We start from the raw sequence: 12,530 nt of genomic DNA, 5'->3' as shown, positions 1-12,530 counted from the left end.
GTCTCTCCTTCCACGCTAGGACCAATTGCTAAAATCGCTTCCTTGGGTTGTTGTTGACTCACCCGTTGTACCAGTGATTGAACTGTTAGCTGTTCGGGTCCGATGCCATCCATCGGCGAAATCACTCCCCCCAAAACGTGATACTTGCCGTGATATTCCCTAGTTTTTTCCAGAGCAATCACGTCACGGGAGTCAGCCACAACGCAAATTGTGTTGTTATCTCGGTTAGAGTTACGGCAGATTTCGCAAACGGGTTCCGCCGATAAATGAAAGCAAACTTTGCACAAACCCACTTGCTGCTTGGCTTCTAATAAAGCCTGTGCTAAGGCTTGAACTTCTGCTTCTGGACGTTTCAAAATGTGTAAAGCAAGGCGCTGAGCGGTCTTGGGACCTACTCCTGGCAAGCGCTGCAACTGCTCGATCAAACGAGCCAAAGGACGTGCGTAAACCGTGGTCTTATCTCCTGCGATCGCCTTTCTATTTTATCAGTTAGTAGTGGCTAGCGATCGGTGGCTGGTGGCTAGAACAGAGCCTAACCACTAGCAACTAGCCACTAGCCACTCACAAATGACCAATGACCAATGACCAACACGATTTAAGATGTAAATGAGCTTTCAGCCCCCCAGTTAAATTTATGGAATTAGCAACTACTAATCTTCCCAGCAGCGATCTAGATGCCTTTTGGATGCCGTTTACAGCTAACCGTCAGTTTAAGGCTAGTCCCCGTTTGTTAGTGGCGGCTGAGGGGATGTATTACACTACAGCTGATGGTCGGCAGATAATTGATGGTACGGCGGGGTTATGGTGCGTCAATGCCGGTCACGGTCGCCGAGAAATTGCTGATGCGGTACAAAAACAGGTGATGCAATTGGATTTTGCTCCGACGTTTCAAATGGGACATCCAGCACCGTTTGAATTGGCAACACGGCTAGTAGAACTGTTACCTGGAGATTTGAATCGCGTCTTTTTCACCAATTCTGGTTCGGAATCTGTCGATACAGCTTTGAAAATTGCGATCGCCTATCATCGGCTTAAAGGTCAAGGGGCGCGGCAAAGACTAATTGGTAGAGAACGCGGCTATCACGGGGTAAATTTTGGTGGTACGGCGGTGGGAGGCACGGGAGCAAACCGCAAGTTATTCGGCAACATCGTAACTGGAATCGATCATTTATCCCACACCCATAATTTAGAACATAACGCCTTTACTCGCGGACAACCTCAGTGGGGCGAGCATTTAGCTAACGAGTTAGAGCGACTGGTAACGTTACATGATGCCTCAACCATTGCTGCTGTTATTGTCGAACCAGTTGCAGGATCGACGGGAGTTTTGCTACCACCAGTCGGATATTTGCAAAAGTTACGCCAAATTTGCGATAAACACGGCATTTTACTGATTTTTGATGAAGTGATTACGGGTTTTGGGCGTTTGGGTAAGCCATTTGCTGCCGATTATTTTGGAGTCATACCAGACATGATTACGGTGGCGAAAGGAATTACCAACGCTACTGTGCCAATGGGGGCAGTGTTCGTGCGCGAGGAAATCTATCAAACCTTTGTCCAGGGCATAGAAAACGGGATTGAATTTTTCCACGGCTACACTTACTCCGGTCATCCCGTCGCCTGTGCTGCGTCTCTGGCTACGTTAGATATATACAAAAAAGAAGGATTGCTGACTCGCGTATCAGAAATTGCGAATTACTGGGAAGATGCCGTCCACAGTTTGCGCGGTTTACCCCATGTTATCGATTTACGCAATTTGGGATTGGTAGGAGCGATCGAACTAGAATCAATTCCAGGCAAACCGGGAGCAAGGGGATATGAAACTTTTGTCAAATGCTATCAACAAGGGGCATTAGTCAGAGCTGCGGGAGATAATATTGCCTTGTCACCACCTTTAATTATTGAGAAGCAGCATATCGACGAACTATTTGGCGTGGTAACGGATGTGTTGAAGCAATTAGCGTGATGATTACATAGACTGTAGGGGCGCACAGCTGTGCGCCCCTACTTCAGATCGAACGACAATTTATTATCGGCTTTCAGAAGCGACTCTGATATCTGTATCGCTGGGTTCCAACTGCTGGGGTGGCTGAGGTGGACGACGAGATTGGAAGCGATCGCGCAAATTACTGATAACAATGTACAGTACTGGCACGACAAACAAACTCAAGAACGTTGCCACGAACATGCCGCCAAATACTGCCGTACCGAGTGCTTGACGACTTTTTGCCCCCGCACCCACGGCAATGACTAAGGGGAAAATCCCCAACAAGGTCGAAAGAGCCGTCATCAAAATCGGTCGCAAGCGTTCTTGGGAAGCTTGAATCGCCGCTCTAGTAATTGAGAGTCCGCGATCGCGCAATTGGTTGGCAAATTCTACAATCAGAATTGAGTTTTTACTTGCCAATCCGATCAACATCACCAAACCAACCTGACAGTAAACATCATTCGGTAAACCCCGCATATTCTGAGCTAACAACGCTCCGAAAATTGCTAGGGGAACCGCCAGCATGATGATTAAAGGATCGACGTAATTCTCGTACTGAGCCGCCAGCACTAGGAATACGAAGACCAAACCTAAAGCAAAGATAATAGGTGCTTGACCGCCCGATTCTGTCTCGTCTAAGGAAATACCCGACCACTCGTAGCCCATACTAGCTGGGAGAATCTCCGCTGACAGTTTTGCCATCGCATCCATTGCTTGTCCGGTGCTGAAGCCAGGAGTTGCTGAACCGTTAAGTTCGATCGAACGGAAGAGGTTGTAGTGGGTAATTGACTGCGCCCCAGTAGTCGGGGTAACTTTCACTAAGTTACTCAGAGGAATCATCTGCCGCTGGTCTGGATCGTCTTGATTCGATCGCACGTACAGCTTACCAATATCCTCTGGATTAGAGCGAAATTGCTTGTCAGCTTGGACGTATACCCGATAAGTCCGCCGTTGCAAAGTGAAATCGTTGACGTAGCGCGAACCCATGTATGTTTGCAGGGTATTCAAAATCTCGTCTACATCGACTTGTAAGGCTTTGGCTTTGTTGCGATCGATCTCGATCTCCATTTGGGGTGCATTTGCCCCAAAAGTACTGAAGACAGCTGACAATCCAGGGGTTTGATTTCCGCGTTGCATCAATTGCTGCATCACGCCGACAAGATCGTTGAGGGGGATATTTCCCTGACGGTCTTGCAGTTGATATTGGAAACCGCTGACACTACCTAAACCACGAATTGCGGGCGGATTTACAGGCAGAATTCTGGCTTCGGGAAATTGGGAAACAACACCTCGCATCCTGTTAATTAGACCTTCTGCCGATTGTCCTTCGCCAGAGCGTTCGCCCCAAGGTTTGAGCGTAGTAAAAATTGCCCCCCTATTAGCAGTGTTACCCGTACCGCCAATCCCGAAACCACCTACAGCAAAAGTTCCTCGCACTTCAGGTAATTTGAGGTATTCGGTTTCTACCTTCCGCATCACGTCGCTGGTGTAGTTTAGCGAAGCACCTTCAGGTCCCTGAATTAGGGTGATGAAATAGCCTTGGTCTTCATCAGGTAAAAATCCGGTAGGGACGATTTGATACAACCACACCGTCAGTCCCAAGAAGACAACAAATATCCCTAAAACAATTGGTTTGATCCGCGTCAGAAAATTGAGCGATCGCTCGTACCCCCGTCGCGACCGATCGAGGAAGTTATTAAACTTACCAAACAGCCACGCAATCGGACCCCGTGCGGGTGGTTTTTGTCGCAGCAACAAGCCTGCGAGTGAAGGTGTAAGGGTCAGCGCCAAGAAGGTAGAAATCGCAATTGAGAAGGCGATCGTCAGCGCAAATTGCCGATAAATTTGTCCTGTGGCTCCGGGGAAAAAGGCGACGGGGACAAACACCGCCATCAAGACTAGTGATGTAGCAATGACTGCCCCAAACAATTCGTGCATCGCCTCTGATGCTGCTTGACGCGGTGGCATTCCCTCATCTTGAATTAAGCGAGAGATATCTTCCACAACAACGATCGCATCGTCTACTACCATCCCTGTGGCAAGGGTTAAACCGAACAACGTCAAGGAGTTAATCGAGAAATTGAACGCTTTAACAAAAGCAAACGTGCCGATCAAAGCTAGAGGAATTGTCACAACCGGAATCAAAGTCGTGCGCCAGTCTTGCAAGAACAGGTAAATCACCGCAATTACCAGCGCCACAGACATGAGCAGGGTAATAATGACTTCTTTGAGGGACTCTTCTACAAATAAGGTCGTGTCATAGGCTACCTGATAGTCCATCCCTGGCGGAAATTGTTGAGATAGCCGTTCCATTTCGGCTTTAACATTTCGCGCCACCTCCAAATCGTTGCTACCTGGAATCGGAAAGATCCCGATCCCTACTGCCTCTTGACCTCGATACCGCAGGAACGAGCTGTAGCTTTGCGCTCCCAGTTCTACCCGTCCTACATCTCTCAACTTAATCAGGGTTCCGTCTGGTGCAGTCGAAATTACCATGTCCTCAAATTGAGACACATCGACAAGTCTACCTACAGCCCGCAAGTCGATTTGATATTGTTGTCCGTCTTCTGTGGGCGGTTGACCGATTTGCCCCGCACCTACTTGCAAGTTTTGTTCTTCGACAGCATCGACAACATCTTGTGCTGCTAAATTACGGCTGGCGAGTTTATCGGGATCTAGCCACAGGCGCATAGCATAGCGACGTTCGCCAAAAATCCGCGCCTCGCTCACGCCCTTGACTCGTTGCAAGGCATCGACCATATAAAGATCGACGTAGTTGCTCAAGAAAACGTTGTCATATTGTTTGTTAGGCGAGAATATACCCATGCCCAACAGCAGGTTGTTGGTCTGCTTTGTCACCGTTACGCCGACTTGACGCACTTCCTGCGGCAACTGCGGTTCGGCGATCGAAACGCGGTTTTGCACGTCTACAGCAGCAATATCGAGATCCCGTCCTGCTTCAAACGTGACTGTAATCGTACTCGTACCGTCGTTGGCGCTACTGGAGTTGATGTATCTCATTCCATCAACGCCGTTGATTTCCCGTTCGATTACGGTTGTTACTGTATTTTCTACGACTTCTGCACTTGCCCCAACGTAGTTAGCGGTTACTTGCACTTGGGGCGGCGCAATTTCAGGATATTGAGCGGCGGGCAGGGTAGGAATGCTAATCGCTCCTACCAGCAAAATAATGATGGCGCAGACGCTCGTAAAAACTGGTCGCTTGATAAAAAAGTCAACAAACATGAGGAAGTAAGGAGTAGGGAGTAGGGAGTAGGGAGTGGTTCATAGTTAATAGTTAATGGTTGATTGCTATTAACCATTGACCATTAACTATTGACCATTGACTCCCTTGTATCCTTAAGATTCAGGAGCGATCGGTGCGCCGTCTCTGAGGTTAAGCAGTCCTGAAGTAATAATTCGCTCTCCAGGTTTTAGTCCTTCGAGAACTTGGTAATTGTTACCTTGAATGCTGCCTAATTTCACGGGTTTTTGCCGTGCTATCAGTTGTGGTTGTCCCGATTGTGCCTGTTGAGATTGCTGTTGTTGTGGTGCTGATTCGGCTACATAGACGAAGTTTTGCCCGCCAATCCGATTAATTGCCGTTGTGGGAACGAGAATGCCTTGGCTTTGATTCCAAATGACTCTCGCTCTTACATATTGGTCGGCACGCAGTTGATTTTGGGAATTTTCAAATAGAGATTTGACGAGTACGGATTGGGTATTAGTAGCGGTGTTAGGGGCAATGAAAAAGACCTTGCTCGTTCCTACACGCTTGCCTTGTCCGTCAAGCAGCTCTACTGGCATCCCCTGACGTAGTTCTGGTCCTCGTTCGATGGGTACGGAAATATTGACTTCTAGGGGTTGGTTCTCGGTGACGCTCGTGAGTTGGGTTGATGTGTTCACAAAATCTCCCTCTTTAACCGGAATTCGCCCCACTGTACCCACAAAGGGTGCTGTAATCGTGTAGTATTTCAGTTGCGCTTCCTGTCCTTGGGTATTCGCTCTTGCTTCTGCCAAGGCTTTTTCCTGTTGAGCTACGGTAGCTTTCTGAGCGGCAATGCGTTTGTCGATCGCATTGAGTTCGGCTTTTGCCGTAGCAATTCTGTTGGTATAATCGTCCGCAACCGATCGCGCTACCGCTCCTTGGTCGGCAAGGTCAGAATATCTCTTGTATTCTTTCTCGTTGAATCTGACATTCGACAAGTTAGAAAGGCGTTCTGCTTGCAGGGAACTCAGGGTTGCTTCGGCATTTGCCACTTCTGCTTCGGCAGCTGCGATCGCGGCGCTAGAACTCCTGACGGCTGCTTGTTGTTCTTCTGGATCGATTTGAATCAGGTTCGCTCCCCGATTGACGCGATCGCCTGGACGAACGAAAATACGAGAGACTTGCCCTTCAATTCTCGGCTGTAAAGTCACGGATCGTCGCGATTCTAAATTGGCAATATACTCGCTACTTTCGCTGACTGCTCCTGATTCTAGGGTGGCTAGCCTCACCTTAGTTGGCGGTTGCTGCTGTGCGGCTGAATTGGAGTTTTGATTTTTGGGTGCGAGTAAATACCACAGTCCAACTCCGCCACCAATGGCGATTAAACCGACTAGTAACCACATCCATGGTTTACGTCGCTTACCTGGGGGTCTGTCTTGGACTTGTTTTCTCTCATCCGCTACGGATGCTTTAGGTTCTGATGATTCCATATTGAATAGAAAGCTTACTAAATAAAAGTTTTGACTAACGAAGAGTCAGGAATTTTCTTCAGAGAATTGTAATTTTGGCTTATTGCCTCACCTTTGTGTAATAGTTCATCGGTCAATACCAAACTCTACAGTTATCAGTGTAGAGACGTTAGATGTAACGTCTCTACAAAAAAGTTGTCAGTTAGCGGTTTGATTACTTAAGTGGTGACTCCTGTAATTTCGGTGAAAGTTATATTCGTCATAGTTTTAAATTTCCTTCTGTACGCGATCGAGATTATTAGTTGTCTCCACTTCAAGTCACTTAAATTCGTTCCGGCGATTTTTGTTGAATGTTTATTGTCAAAAGTTGCTGTAACTGAGTAATATAAATTGACAAAACTTCCGCACGAAAACTGTAATAACAGTATTGCCCTGCACGCCTTGTTTCGATCAAACCGACTTTAACTAACTCCTTAATGTGATGAGAAACTGTTGCTTGCGATACAGGAAACTGCTCGACTATTTCTCGGCAAGATAGCTCATCATGGGTAGCGATCGCTGTTAGAATTTCCAATCGTCGTGGCTCTGCTAGAGCTTTTGCCACTTGCTGAAATTGGGCTGCGTCCATTTGAAATATTTCCTAGTTACTCAACCAATCGACGCAACCTAATACATAGTTTCAATAACATAGCCTTAATCCTATGCCTGAATAACTATAGTTTCAATAACTCATAGTTTTAATACCTATAGTTCCAGTAACATAGTTTCAGTAACTATGTATAAATAACCCTGTCTAAATAACTATGTCTTTTATATATTGATATACATCGATTAACTGCTCCTGTCAACCGCTAGCACCCAGATTGAACGAACGATCGCGAATCTACACCTTTTTCAGATTTTCGCGACTTCAAACCTCCAATTTCTATTTCTAAAACAGAATTTTTAGCTTATGCTTCTCCTTATATAGACTAAATCAAAACTACCGATTCTGATTTCCGACTTAAGATAGATGTAGTTAACAAAATTAACATCAATTTGTCTTATCAGTTATCAGTTGTTAGTGAAGAAAGGGAGCAGAGAGCAGGGAGCGCACGAGCAGGGGGAAGAGAGTAGAGGAGCAGGGGAGCAGGGGAGCAGGGGAACAATAACTGTCAACCGTCAACCAACAACCAACAGCAAAAAAATAGTCTAATGGTAGATGTGGACTATTGGCTCAAATCTAAGGTTTGCTGCAATGAATTTTTTTCAGCTCCAGTCACCTCCAAACGCGACACGTCGATGGAGACGATTGTTGACTAAGTTGTTATTACTATTTGTCGTATTTTCGTACTGCTTGGGAATGCCCTCTGCTCTAGCAGGAATCAACGACGACAATTATGAGGGGAACATTTTTGTGTTGTATGGTGGAAATGCCTCACTAGTACCACCAAAAACAACCCTAGAAAAATCTATGGCAGCAAGCGATCGCGCCACGCTGCTAGTGTTGTACTTAGACGATTGCAGCGATTGTAAGCAGTATGCTTCAGCAGTATCGCGGATGCAAGCCTTCTATGGTCGGGCAACAGATATTATTCCCGTCAATGTAGACACCATTTTACCGGAATTGACCTACAAGCCCACCGAACCTGGCTACTACTACAAGGGTGCAGTCCCGCAAGTTATTGTATTCGACAAAGCGGGTAAAGTCGTCCTGAATCAAACAGGACAAGTTCCTTACGAACGAGTAGATGACACCCTGCGAGAAGTATTTGACTTATTACCCCGCACCGAATCATCTGAGTTGAAACGCCGCTCTTTCAATGAATTTAGTTCTGAAGTGACGGAATAGAAGTGAGGAGTGAGGAGCGAGGAGTGAGGAGTGAGGGAAATTGGTAGTTGTTGGTTGTTGGTTGTTAGTTGATGATTGACGGTAAGTGAGTAGTGAGTGGTGGAGCGAGCGGAAGCAGAGGTGTCCCGCGTATTGGAGCTGCGCGCCGCGTCGTGGTGCGTGAATCGCTTCTGACTTCTGACTTTCTGACTTCTCCCCCTTGTCCTTTACCTCGCCCCTCACTCCTCACTCCTCAAAATGTATTGCAGATGCGCAGACAAAAGGACAATTTTTAGGCAAAATGATCGGCAATAGCCCCAACTAGTCATTGGTTCTACTAGCCGCTAGCCACTAGTTAATGACAAAAGCGTACACTACACAGGAGCTGATTGAGATTTTGGCAGCCGAACGCCAAGCCTGTCTCCAGGGACAAAGGCTCAACTTGGCGGCGCAACCTTCGGGTAATATTGCGATCGACAAGTATCTCAAACCCGAAGGCTTGCAAAAGTTTACCGCCTATCAAGACTTTAAGGCAGCAGTACATCGTTACCAAATAGAACATGGGGTATCTGGCATTGTCTGGCGACAGATGACGGTTAAAGGTAAAACAATCGCATATCCTGAAGTTGATGCCCACTTGATCGCCGTACCTGAAGATTTAGAGATTTTGAAAGATTATAAGACGGCGATCGCCGAGTTTTGGCGAGAAGTCACGGCAGGAATGGATATTTACCTCAGTATCAATCACGGCAAAGGCTACCGACAGATTACGCCAGCTGATGTCGAAAGGATCGTGCATCGAACCCAATGGGCGACTCTGTGGAAATCAGAAAATATAAATTTTCTTGAAATTATTCTGCAACTGGGTTGGGGTCAACCCCAAGAAGCAGCCTACAAACGCGGCTGGCCCGATTCTGGTAGCGAGTACATTCATGCTGTGCATCCTGGGAATCGACCGATTTGTTAATGGTCATTGGTCATTGGTCATTGGTCATTGGTCAGTTGTTAGTGGCTGGTGGAACCAGAGTTCTTAAGTATATCTAGTCACCAGTCACTAGCCACTACTCACTACGATTAAACAAAGTCGAACTAGATTGATCCACGGGCATCATCAAAACTTCGCTGATATTAACGTGGGGCGATCGCGTGACGCAGAAGAAAATGACATCGGCTACATCTTCCGGCATGAGGGGTTTGAGTCCCTGATACACTTTATTTGCTTGTTCGGTGTCACCGTGAAATCGGACTTGGCTGAATTCCGTCTCTACCATCCCAGGATCGACGGATGTAACCCGCACGGGAGTCCCCAGTAGGTCTTGTTTTAAGCCTTCAGAAATTGCTTTGACGGCGGCTTTAGTAGCGCAGTAAACATTACCGTTAGGATAAGTTTGATGTCCCGCAACCGAGCCGAGGTTGACAACATGTCCCCGTCTGCGACTTACCATTCCTGGGACGATCGCGCGGGTAAAGTAGAGTAACCCTTTAATATTGGTATCGATCATTTCTTCCCAATCTTGGTAACTGCCTTGATAGAGCTTGTCTAAACCGCGACTCAGACCAGCATTGTTAATTAAAACGTCGATCGCGGAGAATTCAGATGGCAACTGAGCTAAAGCCGATTCTATACTGGTGCGATCGCGCACGTCCAACTGCATAGTATGTATATCGCTGGCAAATTCTTTATTGAGATCGTCTGCCAATTGTGCTAATCGTTCTTGACGACGGGCTACTAAGATTAACTTAGCACCAGCTTGGGCAAATATTTGCGCTGTCGCTTCACCAATGCCACTACTTGCACCCGTAATTAATACAATCTGATGTCGGACTGAAATCATACTCCTTTCTTAAAAGTCAAAAGTTAAAAGTCAAAAATCAAAAGTTAAAAGTCCAAAGTCAAAAGTCAAAATTTCCCGACTTTCGACTCCCGACTCCCGACTCCCGACTTCGATTATGGCTTCTGCGCCGCTGGTGGATTTTTACCCACTACATTAAGGCGCTGAGTTACCAGTGTCATGCCATCGCCTCGGATGAGTACGGCAGAAACCCAGTAGCGATCGGGTTTGATGGGAGCGCGACCAATTTTAAATAATCCCCCTGATGAGAGTAACTCTAGATCTACCCGCGCCGGATTTGTGAAATTCTCTGGTCTAATTGGTTCTTCGATCGCCGCACCGAGGAGATAATCTTCACCTAATGGTTCTCGCACGACTGCATCAAAGTTATATTGCTGCCCGGGTTTTACCTGCTGAGGTAGTTTGACCTCTACTGTCGGCGGTTTGTCACCAGTTTTAATTTGACTTTGCTCTGAAAGAATTTCCTGCTGTACGATTTGACCGTTCTCGTACTGCTGTTTGGATCTAATGGTGGCATCGAGTAGCGTATTACCAACTGCTTGCGGCTGCGTGCCAGTAATCTTAGTCACCGTCTCTGCAATAATTGCCTTGCCTTGAGGTTGCCACGATTGCAGTTGCGTCTGATACTTGAGCTGCGGGTAACTCTTCCATAAAGTAGTTAAAGCTTGTGTCATGCTTTGGCGCGTTAAGCCATCGGAATGAGTGAAATTGGGACTATAAAACTTTAATACCTCATTAATGTTGCGTTGGTTGGCAGCCGCATCGATTTGCGCAATTATGTTTGTCAGTTCTGCGGGTGCGTTGAGCGGTACTGGTGGCTGAGGCTGAGGCGCATTAGCGGGGGTGGATGCTGGCGGGGTTTGTACTGGAGCTTGGGCAACGGTACGGTTGCTTGAGACTGTGACAGAGAGTGCTAGCAGTACTGGAGCTAACAAGCAAGCAGACAGAGAATTCAAAATTTTACCCATTGACGATCGCCTAAGTATTTAACTGGTGAAGCAGTTATAACAACTCGTGTTGGTTGTCATTTGTCATTTGTCACTTGTGAACTACCAATGACCAAAAACAACATCATTTGCTCTATCTTAGGTTAACCTGTGTCTTGACTTGGTAGAAGGGAATGGGGGATGCACGGATGCGACTATTGATTGCAGCAAGTGGCACTGGGGGACATTTGTTTCCGGCGATCGCCACTGCGGAACAGTTATCAGATTACCAGATTGAGTGGTTGGGGGTTCCGAATCGATTAGAGACTCAATTAGTTCCATCCCAATATCGCTTGCATACTATCGATGTAGAAGGCATTCAGCAACGCTTGGGACTGGGTACGGTAAAAATTTTAACTAAACTTGCTCTTGCTATCTTTCAGGCGCGACAGTTGCTAAAACATGGGCAGTTTCAAGGGGTGTTAACAACGGGTGGATATATTGCAGCTCCAGCAGTTATTGCAGCGCGATCGCTTGGGTTGCCCGTGATTTTGCACGAATCGAACGCTATTCCTGGTAAAGTGACTCGCTTTTTAAGTCGTTGGTGTAGTGTTGTTGCGATTGGGTTTGAACCAGCAGCAAAATACTTACCTGGAGTCAAAACCATCTTTACAGGTACGCCCGTGCGATCGCAGTTTCAAGTAGAGGCGCTGGATACCTTGCCCTCTTTAGATCTACCTATTCCCGATAACGTACCGCTGATTTTAATTGTCGGTGGTAGTCAGGGTGCGGTAGCTGTCAACAAGTTAGTGCGTCAGTCTGCTGCGGCTTGGTTTGAGGCTGGAGCGTGGGTGGTGCATCAGACGGGAAGTAACGATCCTGACGTGGAAAGTTTGAAACATCCGCAGTATATTGCACTGCCTTTTTATGACAATATGGCGCGGCTGTTGCATCGGGCAAGTTTGGTCATTGCCAGAGCTGGAGCTGGTACGGTAACGGAATTAGCGATCGCCCGCAAGCCAGCAGTTTTTATTCCCCTACCAACAGCAGCAGAAGATCATCAATATTACAACGCTCAAGTTTTAGGGGCAGCGGGAGCGGCTTTAGTATTTCGTCAACTAGAATTAACACCGGAAATCTTAACGAAAGAAGTTTTAAGTTTGTTGCATTCACCTGAAAAGTTAGCTCAAATGGGAAAAAAAGCAGGTGCGATCGCGGTAGCTGATAGTGCTGCAAGATTGGCACAGTTAGTCCGCGAGATGGTGAAAGAATAGGAG

Annotated in this window: 11 protein-coding genes; 5 read left to right on the top strand and 6 right to left on the bottom strand. The window is 46.9% G+C overall.

Annotation, left to right across the window (positions count from 1 at the left end; all coding sequences use genetic code 11):
- A partial coding sequence (recR, locus tag ACRC32_RS26785; RefSeq protein ID WP_438556828.1) for a recombination mediator RecR occupies positions 1-470 on the bottom strand: 470 nt, incomplete at its 3' end.
- Positions 471-634: 164 nt separating this feature from the next.
- Between recR and ACRC32_RS26780 the strand changes: the two genes are divergently transcribed.
- Entirely contained in the window at positions 635-1,966 is a 1,332-nt protein-coding gene (locus tag ACRC32_RS26780) for an aspartate aminotransferase family protein (RefSeq protein WP_438556827.1), read from the top strand.
- A 63-nt stretch (positions 1,967-2,029) separates the two neighbouring features.
- On the opposite strand, the gene ACRC32_RS26775 is transcribed toward ACRC32_RS26780, so the two are convergent.
- From ACRC32_RS26775 to ACRC32_RS26765, 3 genes are all read right to left on the bottom strand, one after another.
- Positions 2,030-5,233, bottom strand: coding sequence for an efflux RND transporter permease subunit (locus ACRC32_RS26775; RefSeq protein ID WP_438556826.1), 3,204 nt, complete (start codon positions 5,231-5,233; stop codon positions 2,030-2,032).
- Between the two features lie 114 nt (positions 5,234-5,347).
- The gene (locus ACRC32_RS26770; protein ID WP_438556825.1) at positions 5,348-6,685 is read right to left on the bottom strand and encodes an efflux RND transporter periplasmic adaptor subunit; all 1,338 of its coding nucleotides are present in this window, start codon (positions 6,683-6,685) and stop codon (positions 5,348-5,350) included.
- 301 nt (positions 6,686-6,986) lie between these two features.
- Positions 6,987-7,292 carry an ArsR/SmtB family transcription factor gene (locus ACRC32_RS26765; protein WP_015154790.1) on the bottom strand — a complete coding sequence of 102 codons (306 nt, stop codon included), beginning with the start codon at positions 7,290-7,292 and terminating at the stop codon, positions 6,987-6,989.
- 435 nt (positions 7,293-7,727) lie between these two features.
- On the opposite strand from ACRC32_RS26765, the gene ACRC32_RS26760 reads away from it, so the two are divergent.
- The 3 genes from ACRC32_RS26760 (at position 7,728) to ACRC32_RS26750 (ending at position 9,441) form a co-directional block, all read left to right on the top strand.
- A complete protein-coding gene (locus tag ACRC32_RS26760) occupies positions 7,728-7,859 on the top strand; it encodes a hypothetical protein (protein ID WP_438556824.1) in 132 nt (43 codons plus the stop codon).
- A gap of 42 nt (positions 7,860-7,901) precedes the next feature.
- Positions 7,902-8,495 (top strand): thylakoid membrane photosystem I accumulation factor, encoded by a 594-nt coding sequence (locus ACRC32_RS26755; RefSeq protein ID WP_438556823.1) that lies wholly within the window; start codon positions 7,902-7,904, stop codon positions 8,493-8,495.
- A gap of 337 nt (positions 8,496-8,832) precedes the next feature.
- Positions 8,833-9,441 carry a hypothetical protein gene (locus ACRC32_RS26750; protein WP_438556822.1) on the top strand — a complete coding sequence of 203 codons (609 nt, stop codon included), beginning with the start codon at positions 8,833-8,835 and terminating at the stop codon, positions 9,439-9,441.
- A 94-nt stretch (positions 9,442-9,535) separates the two neighbouring features.
- On the opposite strand, the gene ACRC32_RS26745 is transcribed toward ACRC32_RS26750, so the two are convergent.
- The gene (locus tag ACRC32_RS26745; protein WP_438556821.1) at positions 9,536-10,309 is read right to left on the bottom strand and encodes an SDR family oxidoreductase; all 774 of its coding nucleotides are present in this window, start codon (positions 10,307-10,309) and stop codon (positions 9,536-9,538) included.
- A 113-nt stretch (positions 10,310-10,422) separates the two neighbouring features.
- Entirely contained in the window at positions 10,423-11,295 is an 873-nt protein-coding gene (locus ACRC32_RS26740; RefSeq protein ID WP_438556820.1) for a nuclear transport factor 2 family protein, read from the bottom strand.
- Between the two features lie 167 nt (positions 11,296-11,462).
- Between ACRC32_RS26740 and murG the strand changes: the two genes are divergently transcribed.
- Complete coding sequence (gene murG, locus ACRC32_RS26735; RefSeq protein WP_438556819.1) at positions 11,463-12,527, top strand: undecaprenyldiphospho-muramoylpentapeptide beta-N-acetylglucosaminyltransferase; 1,065 nt, start codon at positions 11,463-11,465, stop codon at positions 12,525-12,527.
- Positions 12,528-12,530 lie beyond the last annotated feature (3 nt).

Origin of the sequence: Chroococcidiopsis sp. (assembly GCF_051657925.1) — a bacterium.
Lineage (GTDB): Bacteria > Cyanobacteriota > Cyanobacteriia > Cyanobacteriales > Chroococcidiopsidaceae > Chroococcidiopsis.
The sequence above is the reverse complement of the archived record's forward strand: the minus strand, read 5'-3'. Positions and strand labels throughout refer to the sequence as shown.

Coding starts and splice junctions, on each gene's coding strand:
- ACRC32_RS26780 (WP_438556827.1), top strand. CDS start 635: ATGGAATTAGCAACTACTAATCTTCCCAGCAGCGATCTAGATGCCTTT.
- ACRC32_RS26775 (WP_438556826.1), bottom strand. CDS start 5,233: ATGTTTGTTGACTTTTTTATCAAGCGACCAGTTTTTACGAGCGTCTGC.
- ACRC32_RS26770 (WP_438556825.1), bottom strand. CDS start 6,685: ATGGAATCATCAGAACCTAAAGCATCCGTAGCGGATGAGAGAAAACAA.
- ACRC32_RS26765 (WP_015154790.1), bottom strand. CDS start 7,292: ATGGACGCAGCCCAATTTCAGCAAGTGGCAAAAGCTCTAGCAGAGCCA.
- ACRC32_RS26755 (WP_438556823.1), top strand. CDS start 7,902: ATGAATTTTTTTCAGCTCCAGTCACCTCCAAACGCGACACGTCGATGG.
- ACRC32_RS26750 (WP_438556822.1), top strand. CDS start 8,833: ATGACAAAAGCGTACACTACACAGGAGCTGATTGAGATTTTGGCAGCC.
- ACRC32_RS26745 (WP_438556821.1), bottom strand. CDS start 10,309: ATGATTTCAGTCCGACATCAGATTGTATTAATTACGGGTGCAAGTAGT.
- ACRC32_RS26740 (WP_438556820.1), bottom strand. CDS start 11,295: ATGGGTAAAATTTTGAATTCTCTGTCTGCTTGCTTGTTAGCTCCAGTA.
- murG (WP_438556819.1), top strand. CDS start 11,463: ATGCGACTATTGATTGCAGCAAGTGGCACTGGGGGACATTTGTTTCCG.